This window comes from Streptomyces asoensis, assembly GCF_013085465.1.
GTDB lineage: Bacteria > Actinomycetota > Actinomycetes > Streptomycetales > Streptomycetaceae > Streptomyces > Streptomyces cacaoi_A.
This window is the reverse complement of sequence record NZ_CP049838.1, coordinates 1463156-1484495: the sequence shown is the minus strand read 5'-3', so window position 1 is coordinate 1484495 and position 21340 is coordinate 1463156. Positions and strand designations below refer to the sequence as shown.

20 protein-coding genes are annotated in these 21340 nt (G+C 72.6%); 9 read left to right on the top strand and 11 right to left on the bottom strand.

Going from position 1 to position 21340, the window contains the following annotated elements:
- Positions 1-38: 38 nt before the first annotated feature.
- Both G9272_RS06655 and G9272_RS06650 read right to left on the bottom strand, forming a co-directional pair.
- Entirely contained in the window at positions 39-428 is a 390-nt protein-coding gene (locus G9272_RS06655) for a cold-shock protein (RefSeq protein ID WP_028806173.1), read from the bottom strand.
- 88 nt (positions 429-516) lie between these two features.
- Positions 517-1392, bottom strand: coding sequence for a LysR family transcriptional regulator (locus G9272_RS06650; RefSeq protein ID WP_253267740.1), 876 nt, complete (start codon positions 1390-1392; stop codon positions 517-519).
- Between the two features lie 68 nt (positions 1393-1460).
- Here G9272_RS06650 and G9272_RS06645 point away from each other — a divergent pair, with 68 nt between their 5' ends.
- The gene (locus tag G9272_RS06645) at positions 1461-2369 is read left to right on the top strand and encodes an EamA family transporter (protein ID WP_253267739.1); all 909 of its coding nucleotides are present in this window, start codon (positions 1461-1463) and stop codon (positions 2367-2369) included.
- 6 nt (positions 2370-2375) lie between these two features.
- Here the strand turns inward: G9272_RS06645 and G9272_RS06640 are convergent, their stop codons facing one another.
- Positions 2376-2762, bottom strand: a complete 387-nt coding sequence (locus tag G9272_RS06640) for a DUF5997 family protein (RefSeq protein ID WP_171395664.1) — start codon at positions 2760-2762, stop codon at positions 2376-2378.
- A gap of 58 nt (positions 2763-2820) precedes the next feature.
- On the opposite strand from G9272_RS06640, the gene G9272_RS06635 reads away from it, so the two are divergent.
- Positions 2821-3612 (top strand): LysR family substrate-binding domain-containing protein, encoded by a 792-nt coding sequence (locus tag G9272_RS06635; RefSeq protein WP_171395663.1) that lies wholly within the window; start codon positions 2821-2823, stop codon positions 3610-3612.
- A gap of 15 nt (positions 3613-3627) precedes the next feature.
- Here G9272_RS06635 and G9272_RS06630 read toward each other — a convergent pair whose 3' ends face one another.
- Both G9272_RS06630 and G9272_RS06625 read right to left on the bottom strand, forming a co-directional pair.
- Positions 3628-6414, bottom strand: a complete 2787-nt coding sequence (locus tag G9272_RS06630; protein ID WP_171395662.1) for a beta-L-arabinofuranosidase domain-containing protein — start codon at positions 6412-6414, stop codon at positions 3628-3630.
- A gap of 139 nt (positions 6415-6553) precedes the next feature.
- Complete coding sequence (locus G9272_RS06625; RefSeq protein ID WP_171395661.1) at positions 6554-7030, bottom strand: Lrp/AsnC family transcriptional regulator; 477 nt, start codon at positions 7028-7030, stop codon at positions 6554-6556.
- A 323-nt stretch (positions 7031-7353) separates the two neighbouring features.
- Here G9272_RS06625 and G9272_RS06620 point away from each other — a divergent pair, with 323 nt between their 5' ends.
- Together G9272_RS06620 and G9272_RS06615 are read left to right on the top strand one after the other, a co-directional pair.
- Positions 7354-8865: an FUSC family protein gene (locus G9272_RS06620; RefSeq protein ID WP_171395660.1), complete on the top strand. Its 1512-nt coding sequence runs from the start codon at positions 7354-7356 to the stop codon at positions 8863-8865.
- Positions 8866-9118: 253 nt separating this feature from the next.
- Positions 9119-10159, top strand: coding sequence for a lactonase family protein (locus G9272_RS06615; protein WP_171395659.1), 1041 nt, complete (start codon positions 9119-9121; stop codon positions 10157-10159).
- Between the two features lie 116 nt (positions 10160-10275).
- On the opposite strand, the gene G9272_RS06610 is transcribed toward G9272_RS06615, so the two are convergent.
- From G9272_RS06610 to G9272_RS06595, 4 genes are all read right to left on the bottom strand, one after another.
- A complete protein-coding gene (locus G9272_RS06610) occupies positions 10276-11199 on the bottom strand; it encodes a sirohydrochlorin chelatase (protein ID WP_171395658.1) in 924 nt (307 codons plus the stop codon).
- Positions 11200-11387: 188 nt separating this feature from the next.
- Positions 11388-12407, bottom strand: coding sequence for an N-acetylglucosamine kinase (locus G9272_RS06605; RefSeq protein ID WP_171395657.1), 1020 nt, complete (start codon positions 12405-12407; stop codon positions 11388-11390).
- Complete coding sequence (locus G9272_RS06600) at positions 12404-13081, bottom strand: uracil-DNA glycosylase (RefSeq protein WP_171395656.1); 678 nt, start codon at positions 13079-13081, stop codon at positions 12404-12406. Before G9272_RS06600 ends, G9272_RS06605 begins: the two co-directional genes overlap by 4 nt.
- Positions 13082-13162: 81 nt before the next feature.
- Positions 13163-14314: a WD40/YVTN/BNR-like repeat-containing protein gene (locus tag G9272_RS06595; protein WP_171395655.1), complete on the bottom strand. Its 1152-nt coding sequence runs from the start codon at positions 14312-14314 to the stop codon at positions 13163-13165.
- 213 nt (positions 14315-14527) lie between these two features.
- On the opposite strand from G9272_RS06595, the gene G9272_RS06590 reads away from it, so the two are divergent.
- On the top strand, positions 14528-15109 hold the full coding sequence (locus tag G9272_RS06590; protein WP_171395654.1) for an Rv1733c family protein: 582 nt from the start codon (positions 14528-14530) through the stop codon (positions 15107-15109).
- Between the two features lie 96 nt (positions 15110-15205).
- On the opposite strand, the gene G9272_RS06585 is transcribed toward G9272_RS06590, so the two are convergent.
- Positions 15206-16897 carry an acyl-CoA dehydrogenase family protein gene (locus G9272_RS06585; RefSeq protein ID WP_171395653.1) on the bottom strand — a complete coding sequence of 564 codons (1692 nt, stop codon included), beginning with the start codon at positions 16895-16897 and terminating at the stop codon, positions 15206-15208.
- Positions 16898-16969: 72 nt separating this feature from the next.
- On the opposite strand from G9272_RS06585, the gene G9272_RS06580 reads away from it, so the two are divergent.
- Positions 16970-17722: a PaaX family transcriptional regulator C-terminal domain-containing protein gene (locus G9272_RS06580; RefSeq protein ID WP_171395652.1), complete on the top strand. Its 753-nt coding sequence runs from the start codon at positions 16970-16972 to the stop codon at positions 17720-17722.
- A gap of 82 nt (positions 17723-17804) precedes the next feature.
- Here G9272_RS06580 and G9272_RS06575 read toward each other — a convergent pair whose 3' ends face one another.
- Complete coding sequence (locus tag G9272_RS06575) at positions 17805-18608, bottom strand: pectate lyase (protein ID WP_171395651.1); 804 nt, start codon at positions 18606-18608, stop codon at positions 17805-17807.
- A gap of 604 nt (positions 18609-19212) precedes the next feature.
- Between G9272_RS06575 and G9272_RS06570 the strand changes: the two genes are divergently transcribed.
- The 3 genes from G9272_RS06570 to G9272_RS06560 all read left to right on the top strand — a co-directional run bounded on the left by G9272_RS06570 (position 19213) and on the right by G9272_RS06560 (position 21332).
- The gene (locus tag G9272_RS06570) at positions 19213-20463 is read left to right on the top strand and encodes an extracellular catalytic domain type 1 short-chain-length polyhydroxyalkanoate depolymerase (RefSeq protein WP_253267738.1); all 1251 of its coding nucleotides are present in this window, start codon (positions 19213-19215) and stop codon (positions 20461-20463) included.
- 199 nt (positions 20464-20662) lie between these two features.
- Positions 20663-20986, top strand: a complete 324-nt coding sequence (locus tag G9272_RS06565) for a hypothetical protein (protein ID WP_171395649.1) — start codon at positions 20663-20665, stop codon at positions 20984-20986.
- 4 nt (positions 20987-20990) lie between these two features.
- Positions 20991-21332 (top strand): hypothetical protein, encoded by a 342-nt coding sequence (locus tag G9272_RS06560; RefSeq protein WP_171395648.1) that lies wholly within the window; start codon positions 20991-20993, stop codon positions 21330-21332.
- Positions 21333-21340 lie beyond the last annotated feature (8 nt).

The window sequence follows — 21340 nt, the reverse complement described above, 5'->3', positions numbered from 1 at the left end:
CACCCGGGACCCTGCGCGCCCCTGGCCGGCCGGAGGCTTCAGCCCTCGACCCAGCCGTGGTTCTTCGCGAACTGCGCCAGGCCTGCCCGCACCTGGACGATCTGCTCACCGGTGAGCGAGGGCGCCGCCGTCAGCAGCGCCTCGGTGACGTCCCGGGTGAATTCCTCGGTGCTCAGCACATCGCACAGGACGTCGTCGTCGGCGGCCAGCGGCTTGCCGTCCGCACCCCGCGCGAGCCGGACGTCGGACGCCTTCGGACCGCGCTCGCCGTCCTCGATCTCGAACTCCACCACGATGCCCCGGCGCACCTGCGACTCGGGCATCAGCATGTCGTTGACGTGCAGGAAGACGTCCTCCCCGCCGTCGTCGGGCGCGATGAAGCCGTAGCCCCGCTGACTGTCGAAGCGCACCACACGACCAGCAACCATCCCAACCCCCAGCAACCTCGAAACACCCACGTCGGTGAACCTGCCCAGATCGTAGTCAAAGCGACGGGCCGCGGGCGACTCCGGGGATTCACTGTGCGCGATACAGCGTGGTGAGCAGCTCGATCACGGCCTGCGTCGCGGGGTGCGGGTCGTCGCGCCACCACACCAGCCGGACGGCGACGGGCTCGGCGTCCCGCACCGGCCGGTAGACGACGCCGGGCCGCGGGTACTGGTTGGCGGTCGCCTCGGCGGTCATCCCGACGCTGCGGCCGGTGGCGATCACCGTCAGCCAGTCGTCGACGTCGTGGGTCTCCTCGGTGGCGGGGCGCGCGTCGGGCGGCCACAGTTCCGGGGTGGTGGTGCCGGTACGGCGGTCGACCAGGAGGGTCCGCCCGCCGAGGTCGGACAGCCGCACCGAGCGGCGCCGGGCCAGGGGATCGTCGGCGGCCAGCGCGCACAGACGCCGTTCCAGGCCGACGATCGCCGCGTCGAAGCGCCGGTCCTCCAGTGGCCTGCGCACCACCGCCATGTCGCAGGTGCCCTCCGCGAGACCGGCGCTCGCGGAGTTCACGCGCACCAGCTGGAGCTCCGTCTCCGGGCGTTGCGCCGTCCACCGACGCTGGAAGGCGAGGGTGTGGCGGCCGAGCGCCGACCAGGCGTAGCCGATGCGCAGCCGGGTGTGTCCGGAAGCCGCGTCCTGCACCAGGGCGTCCACCTCGCCGAGCACCCGTCGTGCGTGCGCCGCCACCCGCAGCCCGGTCGCGGTCGGCGTCACCACCCGGGAGGTGCGCCTCAACAGCCTTACGCCCAGCGCCTGTTCGAGCGAGGCCAGGGTCCGGGACACCGCCGCTTGAGAGACCCCGAGCACGGCGGCGGCGTCGGTGAAACCGCCCTCGTCGATGATCGCGACCAGACACCGCAGCTGCCGAAGCTCCACGCCCGGCCCTCGATCGCTCATATCCATGACTTCATCGTATGGATGGAGCACCTCATGCATTTTGCGCAAGGCCGGATCGTGAGGACGATCCGGGTATGCCAGCCGCCTCCGTACCCGCGCCCTCGTCGACCGTCCCCGCGGCGGCTCCCGTTCCCGTACCCGAGTCCCGTGGCGGGCGGCGACTCGCCGGGGTGGCCACCATGGTCGGCAGCGGTCTGTCCAACCAGAGCGGCGCCGCGATCGGCTCCCTCGCGTTCCCCGTGCTCGGTCCCACGGGGGTCGTCGCGGTACGCCAGTACGTCGCCGCGCTCGTCCTGCTGGCCGTGGGCCGTCCGCGGCTGCGGTCCTTCACCCGGCGGCAGTGGGGCCCGGTCCTGCTGCTGGCGCTGGTGTTCGGGACGATGAACCTGTCGCTCTACACGGCCATCGACCGCATCGGCCTCGGTCTCGCCGTGACCCTGGAGTTCCTCGGGCCGCTGACCATAGCGCTGGCCGCCGCGCGGCGCCGGGTGGACGCCTGCTGCGCGGTGATCGCGGCGGCGGGAGCGGTCACCCTGATGCGCCCGCAGCCCTCCACCGACTATCCGGGGATGGGGCTCGGCCTGCTGGCCGCCGTCTGCTGGGCGTCGTACATCCTGCTCAACCGCACGGTCGGCCGACGTGTCCCCGGCGCCCAGGGCGCGGCTGCCGCGGCGACCGTCTCGGCCGTGCTGTTCCTGCCGGTCGGCGTGGTTCTGGTCCTGCGCCACCCGCCGACCGCGCAGTCCGTCGGCTTCGCCGTGGCCGCCGGGGTCCTCTCCTCCGCGGTGCCCTACCTCGCCGATCTGTTCACGCTGCGGCAGGTGCCCGCCGCCGCGTTCGGCCTGTTCATGAGCGTCAACCCGGTGCTCGCCGCGCTCGTCGGCCGGTTCGGGCTGGGGCAGGAGCTCGGCCTCGTCGACTGGTCGGCGATCGCCGCCGTCGTCTGTGCCAACGGTCTCAGCATCCTCGTGCCGCGCCGCTGACCGGGGTCAGGACTCGGCGCGCTCCGCGTTGCGCTTCTTGATGCGGACGGTCTCCTTGCGGACCTCGGCCTGCGTGGCGCGCTCCTTCTCCAGCCACTCGGGCTTGGCGTCCTTGACGGCCTCGATCTGCTCGGTGGTGAGCGCCTCGGTCACCCCGGCGCGGGCCAGGCCGGCGATGGAGACGCCCAGCTTGGCCGCGACCACCGGACGGGGGTGCGGGCCGGTCTCGCGCAGCTTGAGCAGCCACTCGGGCGGGTTCGCCTGGAGCTCGTTCAGCTCGGCGCGCGAGACGACGCCCTCCTGGAACTCGGCGGGCGTGGCGGGGAGGTGCACACCCAGCTTCTTCGCCGCGGTGGCGGGCTTCATCGTCTGGGTGTTCTGCTGCGACTTCATACAGTCCAGGGTATCGGCCGCGGCGGAGACCCCCGACCACAGCCGGTAACCTGGCGGGATGACCGACTCGGCGGACTCCCCCTCGTTCCGGCTCGCGTACGTCCCCGGAGTGACGCCCGCCAAGTGGGTGCGGATCTGGGCGGAGCGGCTGCCCGACACACCCCTCACCCTCCTCCAGGTGACCCCCACGGAGGCCTCCGACGTCTTGCGCGGGGGCGCCGCGGACGCTGCCTTCGTGCGCCTTCCGGTCGACCGTACGGTGTTCAGCGCGATCCCTCTGTACACGGAGACCACCGTCGTCGTGGTCCCCCGGGACCACGTGATCACCGCGGCCGAGGAGGTCACGGTCGCCGACCTCGCCGACGAGGTGGTCCTGCACCCGCTGGACGACGTCCTCGGCTGGGAGCAGCTGCCCGGCGAGGCCGCCTTCGAGCGTCCGGCGACCACCGAGGACGCGATCGAGCTGGTCGCGGCGAACATCGGCGTGCTGGTCGTGCCCCAGTCCCTGGCCCGCCTCCACCACCGCAAGGACCTCACCTACCGGACGATCGTCGACGCCCCCAGGTCGGACATCGCCCTGGCCTGGCCCGAGGACGCGACCACCGAGCTGGTCGAGGACTTCATCGGCATCGTCCGTGGCCGCACCGTCAACAGCACGCGGGGCCGCGCCCAGCAGGCGCCGGCGCCGGAGCGCAAGGGCGAGCGTCGTAAGCCGCAGGCGGGCAGCGGTGCGGGCAAGAGCACCGCCGGGGGTGCCCGCGGCCGCAGCGGTGGCGCCAAGGGCGGTGCCGCGAAGGGCGGCGGCGGTCGGCGCGGTACCGGCGGCGGCAAGCCCCGCCGCCGGTCGTAGCGACCTCCCTCACCGTCAGGGCAGGTAGGTCGCCCCGCGCGCGGTGCTCACCACCTTCGCTCCGTCGGCCGCGCCGAGCAGCCCGGCGGCCACCCAGGCGTCCACCACCGTCCGCACCCGCGCCACCAGCCGCGGCTTCCCACGGAACGGCGCCCCCGCCCACACCTCGTCGAGCAGGGTGGTGCCGTCCGCCTTCGCCGGGTTGGCCACGCCCGAGTCGTGGTTGCCGAAGACGATCCCGGGCTCGGCCCGCCGTACATAGGCGTGGGTCGGATCCTCGGTGCCCTCGAAGAACGGGGCGAACTCGGTGCCGTCGAGGGTGAAGTGCAGCGGCTTCCCGCTCACCGGCGTGAGGGAGGGCAGCAGGTCGCCGGAGAGGGCCGCGTTCCGGTAGAGGCCGAACTCCAGGTACGTCGTCGCGGAGTTGCGGGCGACGAGGTTGACCGGACCGTGGAACAGGGTCTGGAGGGACGGGTCGTCGAGCGCCTTCTCGACCCGCAGCCGGAACGGCATCGTCACCCGGACGACGTCCCCGTCGCGCCAGGTCCGTGACACCGTGAAGTAGCTGCCGGGCGCCGGAGTCCCGTCGACCTTCCGCCCGTTGACCGTCACCTTGAAGCCGGCCGTCGCCCAGGACGGCACCCGCAGCCGCAGCGCGAAGGCGGTCCGGCGCCCCCGGACGGTGAGCGTGCTGCCCTGTTCGCGCGGGAAGTCGGTGCTCTGAATGACGGTGACGCCCTTCTCGGCCCAGGTGAGCGTGGACGGGCTGTACAGGTTGACGTACAGCGCGCTGCCGTCGGCCGCCCGGAAGTACACCGAGTCCTGGTACTTGGTGGCGCTCTCCATGCCGGTGCCCTCGCAGCAGGTCGTGCCCTGCTTGGGGGTGTAGTCGCGCACATGGCCCGGGGTGAGCCCGATGAAGTACGTGACCAGCGGCTTCTCCGAGTCCGGGGTGTCCTGCCTGGAGCCGAGTACCTGGTTGTACAGGGCCCGCTCGTAGTAGTCCATGTAGGCCGGGTCCTGCTCGTGGAAGAAGAGCATCCGGCTCAGCTTCAGCATGTTGTACGCGCAGCACGTCTCGGCGGTGGTCGCGCCGATCGTCCCCGCGATGACGTCCCTCGCCTTCCAGAACTCCGCCGTGCTGGTGCCGCCGATGCCGTACATGCGGTGCGGTACGACCATGCGCCAGAAGTTCTTCGCGGCGGTGAGGTAGCGCGCCTCGCCCGTCGCGTCGTACAGCCGCACCAGTCCGGTGAAGATCGGGATGTGCTGGTTGGCGTGCAGCCCGTCGAGCGTGTCGGTGTCGGCCGCGCAGGCGTCGATGAGCTTGTCGAGGTCGAACAGCCGGGCCAGCGCGAGGTGTTCGGCTCTGCCGGAGAGGACGTGCAGATCGCAGATCGCCTCGACGATGCCGCCGAACTCCCCGCTGGAGAAGATTCCCCACATGCGCTGGAGCGTCGCCGCGGGCAGCTTCGACAGCCGCGAGTACATCCAGTCGCACATCCCGGACGCCAGGTCGAGCGCGCGGTCGTCGTCGGTGGCCAGGTACGCGTCCAGCAGACCCCTGAGGATCTTGTGAGCGGTGTAGTAGGGCGCCCACACCTTCGTGTAGTCGGGGCCGGTCATCGACTCCAGCTGGATGAACTGGGTCTCCGGGTAGGCCGCGAGGAACCCGGGATGGCTGGGCCCGCCCCAGGTGCGGCGCAGGGTGGCGGTCAGGCCTCGTCCGGAGGCGTCCGCGAAGGTGCTTCCCGAGGTCTCGTCGAAGGCGTACGAGGCGAGGTCGCCGGCCGCCCGGGCGCTGCGCAGCCCGGCGACCTCGTCGGCGGTCAGCGCACGCGACCAGACGTCGAAGCCGCCGAAGGCACCCGCGAAGACGGGGTCGGACGCGTAGTGGGACCGGCCGAGCCAGTGGCCGGTGAGGGTGCCGAGGGCGGCCGGGGTGAGTGACATGGCGGTGTTGCGGGCCACGGCCGTGCCGTTGACGTACAGGGTGCCGGTGCCCCCGGCGAGGGTCACCGCGAGGTGGCTCCACTGGTTCAGGGGCAGCGCGGCCGTGCCGTCGAGTCCCTGCTCGCCGCCCGCCCCGCCGGTGGTGATGGCGAACCGGGGCACCCCGCTCGCGTTGCGGGCGGCCAGGTACAGATACCGGGTCGTGTCGTTGCCGAAGTCGAGGATCCGGGTCCAGGCGGCGTCATGGGTGGGCTTCACCCAGGCGGCGAGGGTGACCGCGGTGGCCTCGCCGAGCACGCCGGAGGGCAGATCGACGTACTGGTAGGAGCCGCGGACGTTCTCCACGGCCGTACCGGACTGCCCTTCGGTGCTCAGGACGGCGGGGTCGTGCCGCAGGGCCTCGCGCACCTCCGTCAGCGCGCCGATCGCCGTGCGGATCCGGTCCGCGAACACCTGCTCTCCGGTGCTCGCGTACGCCTGGGAGAGCATGGTCAGGAAGTGCCCGGTGTAGTGGCCGCGCAGGTTGCCGTTGGCCTCCCCGTCCAGGCCCTCCCAGCCGCCGGGGGCGACCGCGCCGAGGGTGGAGAGGCCGGCGTTGGCGCGGAAGACCTGGAGCAGCCGGTTCACGTCGTAGCCGCGGGCGTGGTCGAGCATCAGCCGCCGCTTGGCGGCGAAGACACCGGCGCCGAGCGCGACGTCCTCGAGGCCGAAGGGCTGGAGTGACCAGGCGGCCGAGGGCGGGAGCGCGGCCGCCGAGACCCCCGCGGCGGCCGTGGCGGAGACAGCGGGGACGGCCGCCGCGAGCATCGCGCTCTGGAGAAGGATCCGTCGGGTGAGGGGCGGTGCCATGTGCTGCTCCTCCGGTCCACAGGGGATCGACGATGCCGTTCGATATCACGAACGACGTGCGGATGGTCGACCAGACGTTAGAGGGGTGGCGGGAGAGCGTCAACGGTCCTGACGGGACGGAAAGTTGCGAAAGCGGGCGCTACTTCGAGGCCGCTCGCCCGATCGACTCCACCAGCGGCAGCAGCCGGTGCGGCACACGCTCGCGCAGCGCGACCTCGGTGCGGGTGCGGACCACTCCGGGCAGACTGATCAGCTTCTGGATCACGTCCTCCAGGTGTGCGTTGTCGCGCGCCACGACCCGGGTGATGAGGTCGCCGCCGCCGGTGATGGAGAACGCCTCGACGATCTCCGGTACGGCGGCCAGCGCGTCGCCCACGTCGTCGAGGTGCCCCTGGGTGACCTCGATGTGCACGAACGCGAGCACCGGGTGGCCCAGTGCGGCGGGGGAGAGCGACGGTGCCGCGCCGGTGATCACGCCGTCCCGCTCCAGCCGGTCGAGACGGGCCTGAAGGGTGCCGCGCGCGATGCCGAGGAGCCGGGCGTACTCCCGCACGCTCGTCCGCGGCTGCTCGAGCAGCAGGCGCAGGATGCGCGTGTCCAGCTCGTCCACGGCCATCCGGCGGGCCTCCTCGCACGTTCGTGATCAGCGCCGACTGTACCAATGGCCCAGCATGGCGGGCGGGGTCCGAGTCACTGGCCGTGCGGGCGCGGTCGCCAAAGCCGTCGCCGATGCCGTCGGCAAAGGTGTGCCGTTGGCAGGCTGATGGCCGGGCTGTTCGCTCTCCGTCTGGGCCATTGGCCCACTCGTGTCGCCACCTGTTGAACCACCAGCCCTCCGGATGCTCAAATGGCGGAGTCGATGGCGCTGCGGACCCCCGCGGCGCCTTTCTCATGTCGCGGTACATGCGGTACATCAGGGTGGGGAAAGGGCGGGGCAGCTTGCTGAAGAGGGCGTTCGTGGCACCGGATCCCGGACGGGTGCGACTGCGGTTCGCCTCCCGGGCCGTGCTCGGCATCGGGCTCGCCGTCGTGCTGTGCGGGCTGGCCGGGCATTCGCTGGTGGCGGCCATCACCGGTGGCCTGGCCGCGCTGCTCGCGCTGTTCACGGTGACGGACGCGACGGTGCGCGGACAGGCCGTGACCACCGCCCTGCTCCCGGTCGTCGGGCTGCCGGTGCTGGCGCTCGCGGCCGTCCTGCACGATGTGCCCGTCGCCCGTGACGCGGCCTTCCTCGCCGTGGTCGGGGCCGGGGTGTACGCGCGACGCTGGGGGCCGCGCGGGCACTCGCTCGGGGTGTTCGCGTTCATGACCTTCTTCGCCGCCCAGTTCCTGCACACCGTCCCCGGTCAGCTGCCCGAGCTGTGCGCGGCCGTCCTGCTGTCGATCGCCGCGTCGTCCGCCGTGCGGTTCGGGGTGTGGCCCTACGAACGACGGCTGCCGGCGCCGGCGGCCGTCGCCCCGCCGACCGGCGGTACGGGGCTGGCGCGGATCACCACACGGCAGGCGACGCAGGCGACCGTGGGTGCCGGGATCGCGCTCGTCGTCGGGCAGGCCCTGTCGGACCAGCGGTGGTACTGGGCCGTGGGTGCCACCTGGTGGGTCTTCGTGAACACCACCTCGCGCGGCGAGACCCTCGTGCGGGGGTTCCGGCGGTTCCTCGGGACCGTCCTCGGGATCGTGCTGGGTCTGGTCGTGGCCCTGCCCCTGCACGGGGCGCCGGTGGCGACCGCCGTGGTCGTCGCGGTCGGCGTCTTCGGGATCTTCTACTCGGCCGCCGTGTCGTACACCTGGATGATGCTCGCCGTCACGGTCATGGCGAGCGCGCTGTACGGGCTGCTCGGCCTGCTCGACCCGGCGCTGCTCGCCCTGCGGGTGACCGAGACGGCCGTCGGGGCGCTGGGGGCCGCACTGGCGGTGCTGCTGGTGCTCCCGGTGACCACGCACTCCGTCACCGACGCCTGGGTGGAGCGCGCGCTGCGCTGTGTGCACCTCTGCACCGCCGAGGCCGCCGCCCGGCTCGCGGGTTCCGCGGCGGCGGATCCGGCCCGGCGGGTGGTCGAACTGGAGCAGATCCTCGCCCGGGTCCGGTTGTCCCTGGCGCCGCTGGTGCATCCGCTCAGCCCCCTGCGGGCGCGCAAGGGCCGGGCCCGGCAGGTGCTGGAGCTGCTCGACGACTGCGCCCGGGAGGTGCGCGGGCTGGCCTCGGTCGCCGCGGACCCCGAGGCTTCGCACGACGCCCGCCTCGTCGCCGCCTGCTGGCGGGTGGAGTCCGCGGTCGAGGCGCTCACCGCCTCACCGGCCGACGGACGGCCCCGCCCCGCCGAAACCGTCGCCGTACCGCCCGGCGCGGCGGCCGAGCCGGTGCTGGCCCACCTCCACGCCCTGGAGCGGGCCCTTCTCGAACTCGCCGTGCCCCTTCGCGGCGCGGCCCGCGTCTCGGTCGGCGCCTGAACGGACGCGGCCCTCTCGGCGCGGCGACCCGCCGCCCGAGCGTGATTGGCCGCACCTGTCGACGGACGGCCGCACCCGTCGCCGTACCGCTCGGCGCCCGAGCGGGCGCGGGTCCCGGACGTGGCGGCCCGCCGGCCGGGGGCCGTCGGCCGGCGGGCGAGCGCGCCTGGTCTAGACCGCTGGTGATCGACTGCTACCGTCACCCCGAGCAGCAGCGTCAGCAGCGGCAGCGGCGACCCGGGAGGGGACAGCGGTGGCAGACCTCGGCGGAAGGCGACGGCGGGCGTTCATCGGCTCGTTCACGGCGGCTGGAGGGCCCGGGATCGTGGCCGCCGCCGTGGACCCGGTCAGCGGTGCGCTCACCGTCCTGAGCAGCGTGAACGGCGTCCCCGACCCCTCGTATCTGGCCCTGTCGGCCACCGGGGACACGCTGTACGCGGTCAGCGAGACGGCGGACGGCGCGGTGGCCGCGTACCGGGTGACGGGCGACGCGCCGGAGCAGACCGGGCCGCCCGTGCCGGTCGGCGGCAGCGGCCCCACGCACCTCAGCGTGTTCGACGGACACGTGCTCACCGCCAACTACGGCTCCGGCAGCGTCACCGCCGTCCCGGTCCGCGCCGACGGCACCCTCGCCCGCGTCGCCTCCGGCGTCCTCCGGCACACCGGCTCGGGCCCGCACACACGACGCCAGCAGGGCCCGCACGCCCACCAGGTGCAGCCGGACCCGAGCGGGCGCTGGGCGGTCAGTGTGGACCTCGGGACGGATTCCGTGCGGGTGTGCGCCCTGCGCGACGGCAGCCCCGTCCTGCACCGGGAGCACGCGCTGCGCCCCGGCTCGGGGCCGCGCCACCTGGCCTTCCATCCGGGAGGCGGGTACGCCTACGTGGTCAACGAACTCACCCCGACCGTCACCGTCTGCCGCTGGGATGCCTCGGACGGCTCGCTGAAGCCGCTGTCCGAGGCCGCCGTCCTGCCCGGCGCCCCGGCCGGGGACGCCTACCCCTCGGGCCTCGTCGTCTCGCCCGACGGCCGGTTCGTCTGGACCGCGACCCGAGGCGAGGACGTGCTCTCCGTGTTCGCCGTGGAGGGCGCGGGCGAGGCGCTGCGGCTGGTCGGGACCGTGCCCTGCGCCGGACACTGGCCGCGGGCCGTCGCCGAGTCCGGCGGTTTCCTCTATGTCGCGAACGAACGCTCGGGCGACGTCACCTGGTTCTCCCTCGACCCGGCGACCGGCCTGCCCCGGCGCGCCGGCTCGATCGCGGTCCCCGCCGCCTCCTGCGTGGTCCTCGGCTGACCGGCGCCGCTGTTCCGTGCCGTCGACCGGCCTCGCGCCGACCGGGGCGCCGACGCGAAGGGCCCGCTCCACACCCGGAGCGGGCCCTTCGTTCGTACGGCGTCCTTACGGCCGGCTCAGCGCACCGGCGCGCCCTGGGGCTGCGGCGGGGCGATACCGAGGGCGGTCGTGTACTTGGCCAGCGCGAGCTTGCCGATGGCCGGGTACGGGCCGAGCGCCTCGGCGGCGGCGCAACCGGCTTCCCTGGCGGCCTCCTCGATCAGCGTGGCGTCGATCTCCGGGCCGATCAGGTAGGGCGCCAGCGCCAGCTGCTGGGAGCCGGAGGAGCGCAGCTGCTCCGCGACGGAGGCGATGGAGCCCTCCTGGTCGAGGGCCGCGGCCATCACGGGCACGGCGAGGCGCGCGGCGAGCAGCATGCCGGTGATCCCGGCGGCCTGCACGGCCTCCTCGCCGCCCACGGAGGCGAGGATGATGCCGTCCGCGGCCGTGGCCACGGTGAACAGCCGGGCGCGGTCGGCGCGGGCCAGACCCGCCTCGGACAGCCGCACGTGCAGGGCCTCGGCGAGCAGCGGGTGCGGGCCGAGCACATCGGTCAGCTCGGCCGCGATCCGGCTCTCCATGACGGCCTGGCGGACCTGGCGCAGCAGGGCGCCGTCGGGACCGGCCAGCAGCGGCACCACGACGCCGACCGGGCCGTCGGGCTCCTTGACGTCCAGTCCGGCGGCACGGGCCTGCTCGAAGCGGGCGGTGCGTTCGCCGGCGGCGTGCGCGAGAACGGCCTGGAGGGTGGGGAAACCGGTGTCGTCCCCGTCCAGGTAGCCGATGCGTGCGTCGAGGCCGGGCAGCTCGGAGCGGGCGATGCTCACGATCTCCTCGGCGAGGCCACGGGTGGCGGCGCTCGGCGGACCAGGCACCGCGAGGACGAGCGCGGGCGCGCCCTCGGGAGCCGCCAGCGGCTCGGGTCGGCGGTGCCGCCCAGGCTGGCGAGGCCGCGGCATTCGTACTGGCAGGCCGGACGCGGGCCCAGTGGGGGAGCTCATGGCGACGCATGTTACTGGCTTCCTGGGCTCCCCTGTTCGGGGAGGGTGCACGTGAGCGGTATCCGTCCGGTTTTGTCTGATGAGTTACGTACGGATCAGAAGTGATCAGCGTGTTTTCCAGGCGACTTGCCCTCGGAGGCGGTAATCCCCCTTTTGGGGCATGACGTACGTTCCCTACGCACGATGCATCAGGTGGGGCTCTCCACCGAGAACAGACTTTCCTCCCTCGGCAGCGTGAGCGTGCCCGCCGCCAGTTCGGTGGCGATGCGCACGGCGCCGTCCAGCGGATCGCCCTCGGCGGGCACCCGCAGGGCATGCGGCAGCAGCCGCGCGAGTTCCCTCTCCAGGGGGACGAGGAGGGGGTCGCCCATCCTGAACAGGCCGCCGGTGAGAGCGATCCGGGGCTCTCCGCCGACCGGGCAGACGGCGGCGGCCGACTCGGCCATGTGCCGGGCCGCGTCGCGCAGAACGCCGGCGGCGACCGGGTCGTCCTCGGCGCAGGCGGCCACCTGCGGCGCGAAGGAGGCGAGGACGGCCGGGCGGTCCTGACGCGGGTACAGCAGACCGGGCAGCCCGGTCATCGGCCCGAACCGCTCCTCGGCCCGGGCCAGCAGCGCGGCCGACCCGCCGGGACGCCCGTCGTACGCGCGCAGGGCGGCTTCCAGACCGGCCCGCCCGATCCAGGCGCCGCTGCCGCAGTCGCCCAGCAGATGGCCCCAGCCGTCCGCCCGCTGCCATGTAGTCAGGTCCGTACCGATCGCGATCAGGCCCGTACCCGCGGCCACCACGGCGCCCGGCCGCGGTCCGAGCGCGCCGACATAGGCGGTGACGGCGTCGGCGACGAGCGCGGTCGTACGGACGCCGAACTCCCGCGCCAGGGCGCCCGGGAGCTCGGCGCGCAGCGCGTCGCCCAAGGTGCTGAGCCCCGCCGCGCCCACGACCGCCGTGGCGGGCCGGGGGACACCGGTCTCGGCCGACAACGCCCTGACCAGCGGTGTCAGTTGTGCCATCAGGTGGTCCGGGTCGATGCCCCGTGCGCAGGTGCGCACGGGCACCGGGGACGAGCGCTGGGCGAGGGCACCGCGCTCGGCGGTCCCCAGCACGACCCGGAGACCGGAACCGCCCGAGTCCACGGCGAGGATGCCGCTGCCGGAGCCGACCGCGGTGCCGGTCCCGGCTCCGTCGGCCGGACCGGCGCCGACGGTCACGGCAGGCGCCAGTCCACCGGCTGACCTCCCTGCCGGACCAGCAGGTCGTTCGCCCTGCTGAACGGCCGTGAGCCGAAGAAGCCCCGGTCCGCCGACATGGGGGAGGGGTGCGCGGACTCCACCGAGGGCAGGTCCCCGAGCAGTGGACGCAGGTTGCGGGCGTCCCGGCCCCACAGGATGGACACCAGGGGCTTGCCGCGCGCCGCCAGCGCCCGGATCGCCTGCTCGGTGACCTCCTCCCAGCCCTTCCCGCGATGCGCGGCCGGCTTGCGCGGGGCCGTGGTGAGCGCCCTGTTGAGCAGCAGCACCCCCTGCCGCGTCCACGGCGTCAGGTCGCCGTCGGACGGCTGGGGCAGGCCCAGGTCGGTGTTCAGCTCCCGGTATATGTTGATCAGGCTGCCGGGCAGCGGGCGGACCTCCGGGGCGACCGAGAACGACAGACCCACCGCGTGCCCGGGCGTCGGATACGGGTCCTGTCCGACGATCAGGACGCGGACGTCGTCGAACGGCTGCTGGAAGGCCCGCAGGACGTTCTGTCCGGCAGGGAGGTAGGTGCGTCCCGCGGCGATCTCCGCGCGCAGGAAGTCGCCCATCTCGGCGATCTTCCCGGCGACAGGTCCAAGGGCCTCGGCCCAGCCCGGTTCGACGATTTCATGCAAGGGTCGTGGTGCCACGGCGTCACCCTACTGCCGTACACACGGCGGTGATCAACCGGTGGCCAAGGCTCAACGGTCGGCCCTCGCGTGCGGGTCGGCTCATCCGGTCACCGCGGCCCGTACGCACAGGACGTCCGGCAGGTGCGAGGCCAACTGCCGCCAGCTGTCGCCGTCGTCGGCCGAGGCGAACACCTCGCCGTTGCGGTTGCCGAAGTACACGCCAGCCGGATCCCCGTCGTCCGTGCAGAGCGCGTCGCGCAGCACTGTGCCGTAGTGGTCCTCCTGCGGCAGGCCCGCCGTGAGCGGCTCCCAGCTCCGGCCCGCGTCCGCGGTACGGAAGACCCGGCACCGGTGGTCGGCGGGCACCCGGTCCGCGTCGGCGTTGATCGGGAACACGTACGCCGTGTCCCCGCGCGTCGGGTGCGCGGCGACGGCGAAGCCGAAGGTGGAGGGCAGGCCCGCGCCGATGTCGATCCACCGCCCGCCCTTGTCGTCGCTCCGGTAGACCCCCCAGTGGTTCTGGAGGTAGAGGCGGTCCGGGTTCGCCGCGTCCCTCGCCACCTTGTGCACGCACTGGCCGAACTCCGGGTTCGGATCCGGCAGGAACACCGCGGCGACACCGGAGTTGGCCGGCGCCCAGCTCGCGCCGCCGTCGCTCGTGCGGAACACCCCGGCCGTCGACACGGCCACGGTCACCGACCGCGGGTCGCGGCTGTCGGTGAGGACCGTGTGCAGGCCCTCCCCGCCACCGCCCGGCACCCACTTCGAGCGGGTGGGGTGCTCCCACAGCGGTCGGACCAGCTCGAAGCTCTCGCCGCGGTCCCGCGAGCGGTACAGCGCCGCCGGTTCCGTGCCCGCGTACACCACGTCCGGTTCGGCGGCCGCCGGGTGTAGCTGCCACACCCGCTCCAGCGAGGCCTCCGTGTCCTGCGGGAACTTGACGGCGGGGGCGGCCGGTTCGGTCCAGGTCCGGCCGAGGTCGTCGGAGTGGAACACCGACGGGCCCCAGTGCGCGCTGTCGCCGCCGGCCAGCAGCCGCGGGCGGTCGCCGCGGGTGTCGATGGCGACCGAGTAGATCGCCTGTGCGTTGAAGTAGGGGGATTCGTCGAACTCCCATGCGCCACCGCGCCGACGCCCGATGAACAGGCCTTTGCGCGTGCCCACGGCGAGCAGTGCCTCGGTCATGCCGATCACCTCCGCGGTGTCTTTGACGTCCTTGCCCCAGACACCGGCCAGTCTGCACCCCACCACTGACAGTCACCTCTGGAAGTGGCGTTGCCGCAGGTCACAGCGGCGACGGCGGGTCGGGAGCGCATGACTTCGGCCACTTTCGCCGGGACGCCTGCGCGGGCGCCGGGCCCGTGGGACCGTCGGGACGAGGGATTCGGCCTGAGCATCAGGCCCGCCTGCCCCGTATGGGAGGGCGGCCGGGATGTTCATGCGCTCATGAGGAGGAAGCCTTCGATGGCGTTCCGTGGTCCGAAGGTGTGGCTGTGGCGCTGGCGGCGCAACGCGCTCAAGCGTCGCGCCGACACGGTGGAGGCCTGGGTCGTGCTCGGCGTGTGGGCGCTGACCGTCCTCGCCGGGGTGCTGGCGGGGTGGGCGACCGCGGGGTCCGTCGAACAGGGTCTGGCGCGGGAGCGCGTCGAGTGGCGGCCTCTCATGGGGCGGCTGACCGAGCAGGCCCCGGGCAAGGCCGCCGTGAACGGCTCCGCCGTCGGTGATCAGGTGTGGGCGAAGGTCGGCTGGACCGGACCGGACGGCTCCGCGCACAACGGCCAGGTCCGGGTCGGCCCCGGCAGCGCCGCGGGCACCCCCGTCACGGTCTGGACGGACCGGCAGGGCCGCCTGGTGACGAAACCGGCCACCGCCGCCCAGGCCAGACTGCGCGCCTCCCTCGTCGGCGGCCTGGCGGGAGTCGGCGCGGCCGTTCTGCCCTTCGCGGGCGGCCGTGTCCTGCGGGGCCGACTGGAACGCCGGCGCGTGGAGCAGTGGGACACCGACTGGGCCCGCTTCGACGCGCTCTGGGGCCGCCCGACGGGCTGACCCGCCCCGCGAACCCCCGCCCGGACACCAGCCCGACGACCGGGCGGGGAACGCAGGCCCCCGAGGGGCCCGGCGACGTCTCGCACGTGCGAGACGTCATTTCGTGTCGGGAAGGCTCCGTTCCAGGATCCCGTCCAGATCGGCGCCGTCCGGGAGCGTGCCGAAGGCGTACCCCCAGTCGCCGCCCAGCCGGGTGGCGCAGAACGCGTCGGCGACGGCGGGCGGGGCGTGCCGGACCAGGAGCGAGGCCTGGAGGGTGAGGGCCATCTGCTCCACCAGACGGCGGGCGCCGGTCGGCGTCGCCTCGCCCAGCCGGGTCCGCAGCCGCGAGACGGCGGCGTCGAGGCGGGCGTCGGCCCCCCGCGCCAGGGCGAGTTCGCCGAACAGGGCGTCCGCCGTCGCCGGTTCGCGGGTCAACGCCCGCAGTACGTCGAGGGCGTTGACGTTGCCCGAGCCCTCCCAGATGGACAGCAGGGGCGCCTCGCGGTAGTGGCGGGGCATCCCGGAGTCCTCCACATAGCCGTTGCCGCCGAGGCACTCCAGGGCCTCCGCGGTGAACGCCGGCCCCCGTTTGGTCACCCAGTACTTGCCGACGGCGGTGGCGATCCGCCGGAAGGCCCGCTCGGGCCCCTGCTCGTCGTCTCCGCGCACCGCCCGGTCGGCCGCCCCTGCCAGCCGCAGGGTGAGCGTGGTGGCGGCCTCCGACTCCAGTGCCAGGTCGGCCAGCACGTTGCGCATCAGCGGCTGGTCCAGCAGCCGCGCCCCGAACGCGCTGCGGTGCCGCACATGATGCCCCGCCTCGACGAGCGTCTTGCGCATCAGCGTCGCCGACATCATCACGCAGTCCAGGCGGGTGCAGTTGACCATCTCGATGATGGTCTTCACGCCCTGTCCCTCGGGCCCGACCAGCCAGGCCACGGTCCCGTCGAACTCGGGCTCGGACGACGCGTTGGAGCGGTTGCCCAGCTTGTCCTTCAGCCGCTGGACGCGGAACGTGTTGCGGGTGCCGTCGGGCAGCACACGCGGCACCAGGAAACACGAGAGCCCGTCCGGCGCCTGCGCCAGCACCAGGAAGACATCGCACATCGGCGCCGACGTGAACCACTTGTGCCCGCGCAGGGTGTACACACCGGGCTCCGCCGTGGGCAGAGCCGCCGTCGTGTTCGTCCGGACGTCGGAGCCGCCCTGCTTCTCGGTCATCCCCATGCCTGCGAGCAGCCCGCGCTTCTGCGTCGGCACCCGCAGCCCCGGGTCGTACACCCGGCCGGTCAGCAGCGGCTCGTAGACGGCGGCGAGCTCCGGCTGGCGGCGCAGCGCGGGGACGGCCGCGTAGGTCATGGACGTGGGGCAGCCGTGCCCGGCGTCCGTGTGCCCCCAGGCGAGACCGCCCGCCGTGCGCGCCACATGGGCGCCCGGCCGGTCGTCCGCCCAGGGCGCGCCGGCCAGCCCCTCCGCGACCGCGACCCTCATCAGCTCGTGCCAGCTGGGATGGAAGTCGACCTCGTCGACGCGGTGTCCGTACCGGTCGTGCGTGCGCAGGGCGGGCTCGTGCCGGTTGGCCAGCTCGCCCCACTCCTGCGCCTCGACGCCGCCCGCCAGCAGACCGATCCGGCGGACGTCCGGCTCCGCCCATCCGGCGCCCTCCCGCCGCAGCCCCTCCAGCAGGGCCACGTCGTCGGAGGCGTCGTAGGGGGCCAGGGGCGGCGGCTGATTGGTGACGTCGTGCGTGCCGTACGACGAGACGGGCGGCGCAGGCTGAGCCTGCGGCTGGGTGAGTATCTGGGCCATACGACCATGTTGCACTTTCTCTACGGGTGCAGCAATAGTGCAACATCAGAGCCGCACGTAAAGTACGGCCTCATGCGGATGAACGTGACGGCGCAGCCCGACGAGGTCGACCTGCCTCCGCTGTCCGCGCGGTCGGTGGTCCTGAGTCTGCTGCTGGGCACGCACCCGCCCGAGATGGCGGCGAAGGACCTGGTGCGTGGGGTGGAGCCGTTCGGTGTCGGTGGATCGACGGTGCGGGCCGCGCTCAGCCGGATGGTGGCGGCGGGCGACCTGCGGCGGACGGACGGCGTCTACCGGCTCAGCGACCGGCTGCTGGAGCGCCAGCGCCGCCAGGACGACGCCGTGCACCCGGACACGCGCGCGTGGCACGGCGATTGGGAGATGGCCGTCATCACCGCGACCGGTCGCGGCCCCGCCGAGCGCGCCGAACTGCGCGGCCGGTTGAGCGCCCTCCGGCTCGCCGAGCTCCGTGAGGGGGTCTGGCTGCGGCCCGCCAATCTGGGCCGGCCCTGGCCCGCGGATCTCGGCGGCGTGCTCCAGCACTTCACCGCCCACCCCGACCCGTCCGCCCCTGACCTGGCCGCCGGGCTGTGGCCGCTCGACGCTTGGGCGCGGACGGCCCGGGTCCTGCTGGCCCATGTCGAGTGGACCCAGCGGCCCGCGGACCGCTTCACGGCCCTCGCGGCGGTCGTACGGCATCTCCTCGCCGACCCGGTGCTGCCGGCCGGGCTCCTTCCCGCCGACTGGCCGGGACCGGCCCTGCGCACCGCCTACGGTCACCACCAACGGGAGCTCGTCGCCACGGTGTCGGGGGCGGGCGCATAGGTACGGCGGCCGTGCGAAGCGCCGTGCGGGGACGCTTCGTACGGCCGCCTTCTTACCGTGGGGGGACCGGTGGAGGAGGGGGCTACTTGTAGGTGATGTCGGACGACGCGTACTTGCAGTAAGTCCCGTCCGCGCTGGTGCCGTTGGTGGTCGGCTCGGCCCCCGTGTTGTTGCCGATGTACTTCTGGCACGGGATGATCTTCTTGCTGCTGTCCCCGACGATCGTGATCTTCTTCAGGGTCGCGCTGTCGCCGTAGTTGGTGTTGATGCCGACGAGCTTGCTGCCCGAGTAGGTCGCCTCGATGGTGTTGAGGTTGATCGTCCGCTTGTACTGCGTCGAGCAGTTGCCGCAGGAGCGCACGAAGGTGCCGAAGGTCTGCACCGCGAAGTTGGAGACGTTCAGCGTGCCGGCGCCGTTGAACTGGAACACCTTGTCGCTGGCCGACCGCGCGCCGCCGCCCGAGACGGTGTACACGTTGGACGACGAGGAGCCGCGGAAGGTCGCCGCGTCCTCGCCGACGTCCTCCCACCAGACGTTCTGAAGCGTGCAGGTGCCCTTGCAGTGGATGCCGTCGGCGGCGGGGGCGCCGATGATGACGTTCTTGAGCACCGCGCCGGCGGCCAGTTCCAGGATCGGCCCCTGGTCCTCGTCCTGGCTGCCGCTGCCCAGATCACCGGTGCCGTAGAGGCGGATCATCCCGTAGTCCTTGGTGCCGGACACCGCGATGGTGGAGGAGACCCCCTGGCTGCCGGTCGCGCTGGGCCAGGTGGCGGCGTGCGCCGGAGTCAGCGCCCCGGTGGTCATGATCATGCCAACGGAAAGTGCGAGGGCGGCGAGTGCGCCCGTCAGGGAGCGCCTTCGGCGCGGCAGTGCTGGTGAAGTCATGTCCCGATGCCTTCTTCCAGGTGGGGGATGGTGAGCGTGCTCCGGGCGGCCGGAGTGTTCCGGGCGGCCTCGGCGGTGCAGCCGTACGCGACCAGAGCGGACCTTTGCTCCTGTGTACGTGGGGGCCCTGTGCGCATGCGGGTGCGTCCCTTCGGGGGAGGGAGGAGGATCACCTATCTGAATGTCGTACGCCATGTTGAACGAGGTGCACGGGTGGCGCGGCCCTTTGTGGGGTCAGCGTGAGCGGCTCGGTCACACTGCTGAACGGAACGTAGGGGGCAAGCGCTTTCTAGTCAACGCTTTGCGCAGAACACATTCAGCCACCCGGCCAGGCCCCGGCCAACCGGTAAGGGCTTGCGGGGAGTTGGCGTGGGAGCGCTTCCATGGCAAGCGCGCGCATGCCACCATGCGGTGCGGACGTCCCCCTCCCGACCCGTCGGTGAGGGGCGTGCGTCCGGGTCTGCCGGCGCAGACCGGCGCCACCTGCCGAGCCGCCGCTTTCCTCTCGCGCACCCCACGTACGACGTCCCCCGAGCCGCTACCAGAAAGGGACAAGCGCGTGTCGAACTCCCTTGGGAGAGCCCTGCGTTCGTTATGCGGGGCATTGCTGCTCCTGCTCACCGCCGCTCTCCTCACCGCTCCCGCCGCCTCCGCCCGCCCACAGGCCGCCGCGCCGGTCCCGGCGGCCACCCTCACCGAGGTCACCGGCTTCGGTGCCAACCCCAGCAATCTCCAGATGTACGTCTACGCACCGGCCACCGTCACCGCTCACCCGCCGGTGCTCGTCGCCGTGCACTGGTGCGGCGGCTCCGGGCCCGCGATGTACTCCGGCACCGAGTACTCCCAACTCGCCGACCAGTACGGGTTCGTGATCGTCTACCCGTCCGTCACCCGCAGCAGCAAGTGCTTCGACGTCTCCTCGCCCCAGGCGCTCAAGCGCGGCGGCGGCAGCGACCCGGTCGGCGTCAAGTCGATGATCGACTGGGTGACCGCCGCGTACGCGGCCGACACCAGTCGCGTCTACGCCACCGGTATCTCCTCCGGGGCGATGATGACCAACGTCCTGCTCGGCGACTACCCCGACGTGTTCGCCGCCGGATCCGCCTTCTCCGGGGTGCCCTTCGGCTGCTTCGCCACCACCGACGGCTCCGAGTGGAACAGCGCCTGCTCCGGCGGCACCGTGATCCACACCGCGCAGGAGTGGGGCGACCTCGTTCGCGCCGCCTACCCCGGCTACACCGGGTCCCGGCCGCGTATGCAGGTGTGGCACGGCACCGAGGACGACGTGCTGCGCTACCCCAACTTCGGTGAGGAGATCAAGCAGTGGACCAATGTGCGGGGCGTGAGCCAGACCCCGGCCGGCACCGACTCGCCCGTCTCGGGCTGGACCCGCACCCGGTACGGCGGCACGGGTGACCAGGCTCCCGTGGAGGCCGTCAGCCTCCAGGGCGTCGGCCACAACCTGTACGCCTGGGGTATGGCCGCCCGCGTGATCACCTTCTTCGGCCTGGACGCCGGCGGCCCCGCCCCCCAGCCCGGCGGCTGCCGGGTGACCGCGACGACCAACGCCTGGAACACCGGCCTGACCGCCTCCGTGACCCTGACCAACACCGGCACCACCACGGTCGACGGCTGGCAGCTCGGCTTCACCCTGCCCTCCGGCCAGACCATCACCAACGGCTGGGGCGCCACCTACGCACCGGCCTCCGGAGCGGTGACGGCGACCAACGCCACGTACAACGGCACGCTCGCCCCCAACGCGAGCGTCACCATCGGCTACCAGGCGAACCACACCGGCAACAGTGCGGCGCCCGGCGCCTTCACGCTCAACGGAGCCACCTGCGGCGCGAGTTGATGTTCCGTGGGCGGCCGATGAGCCCGGCCGCCCACGGCCGTCCGGGAGTTGTCCGGTACCTGCGCGGCAGTGGAGCGATCAGCCCTTGCGGGGAGACCGGAGGCGTCTCCCGCGGTTCCGAGCTGAAGTTGCGAGCTCCTTAACCAAGGGTGATGATGTGAATACGCTTCGTTGACTCCAGTGCGAGAAAAGAGAATCCATGCCGATCGCCAATATGACGTGGAATATCCTCTGGTCCAGTACCGGAACTCGCACGCTGGAGATGAACTTCGGCGCCCAGAAAGCTGTGGGACAGGTAAGTCTGGGGCAGGCCGATGGCGCCGGTCTCTGTAATTCGGGCATTCGTGGCTTTCGGACGCGCCCGAGTTCCACGGGGGCGGAGCAGGTGACGGATTTCGGCGACAACTTCTACAACTGGCCGAACACCGTATTCGATGAGCACCTGAGCGGCGTCACGTTCGCGATTGCGCTCGGCTCAGGGCAAGAAGGCACCGCTGTCTGCAACATCTTTCAATGGAGCTGATCACATGCTGCCGCAAGACCCTCTCGGCGGAACCGGCGGAACCGGCGGAACCGGCGGAACCGACGGATCCGTAGAGCCCGAATCACAGTATGTGTTTGTCGTGTACAATAGGGGCAGCGGGGCGATCCATCACATTCATCAGGTGGTCAACCTGCCCGGAGCGGAAGTCCGCGACCGTGAACAGATGGAGCAGACCGCACTGAGCTACGTCTCCCCTCAGGTAAGAGAACGGGAAGCGGCTGACCTTGCCGTGCTCAGCGTTCCTCATCGCCAGATGGAACGGGGCAAGTTCTACCGTGTGGACCACGAACGGCAGGTGCTGTCGGCCGTGGAACGGCAACGCTAGTACCGCAA

What these genes read in the sequence shown, in the direction of transcription:
- G9272_RS06655 (WP_028806173.1), bottom strand. Translation starts at nt 428, where the DNA reads ATGGTTGCTGGTCGTGTGGTGCGCTTCGACAGTCAGCGGGGCTACGGC.
- G9272_RS06650 (WP_253267740.1), bottom strand. Translation starts at nt 1,392, where the DNA reads ATGGATATGAGCGATCGAGGGCCGGGCGTGGAGCTTCGGCAGCTGCGG.
- G9272_RS06645 (WP_253267739.1), top strand. Translation starts at nt 1,461, where the DNA reads ATGCCAGCCGCCTCCGTACCCGCGCCCTCGTCGACCGTCCCCGCGGCG.
- G9272_RS06640 (WP_171395664.1), bottom strand. Translation starts at nt 2,762, where the DNA reads ATGAAGTCGCAGCAGAACACCCAGACGATGAAGCCCGCCACCGCGGCG.
- G9272_RS06635 (WP_171395663.1), top strand. Translation starts at nt 2,821, where the DNA reads ATGACCGACTCGGCGGACTCCCCCTCGTTCCGGCTCGCGTACGTCCCC.
- G9272_RS06630 (WP_171395662.1), bottom strand. Translation starts at nt 6,414, where the DNA reads ATGGCACCGCCCCTCACCCGACGGATCCTTCTCCAGAGCGCGATGCTC.
- G9272_RS06625 (WP_171395661.1), bottom strand. Translation starts at nt 7,030, where the DNA reads ATGGCCGTGGACGAGCTGGACACGCGCATCCTGCGCCTGCTGCTCGAG.
- G9272_RS06610 (WP_171395658.1), bottom strand. Translation starts at nt 11,199, where the DNA reads ATGAGCTCCCCCACTGGGCCCGCGTCCGGCCTGCCAGTACGAATGCCG.
- G9272_RS06590 (WP_171395654.1), top strand. Translation starts at nt 14,528, where the DNA reads ATGGCGTTCCGTGGTCCGAAGGTGTGGCTGTGGCGCTGGCGGCGCAAC.
- G9272_RS06585 (WP_171395653.1), bottom strand. Translation starts at nt 16,897, where the DNA reads ATGGCCCAGATACTCACCCAGCCGCAGGCTCAGCCTGCGCCGCCCGTC.
- G9272_RS06580 (WP_171395652.1), top strand. Translation starts at nt 16,970, where the DNA reads ATGCGGATGAACGTGACGGCGCAGCCCGACGAGGTCGACCTGCCTCCG.
- G9272_RS06575 (WP_171395651.1), bottom strand. Translation starts at nt 18,608, where the DNA reads ATGACTTCACCAGCACTGCCGCGCCGAAGGCGCTCCCTGACGGGCGCA.
- G9272_RS06565 (WP_171395649.1), top strand. Translation starts at nt 20,663, where the DNA reads ATGCCGATCGCCAATATGACGTGGAATATCCTCTGGTCCAGTACCGGA.
- G9272_RS06560 (WP_171395648.1), top strand. Translation starts at nt 20,991, where the DNA reads ATGCTGCCGCAAGACCCTCTCGGCGGAACCGGCGGAACCGGCGGAACC.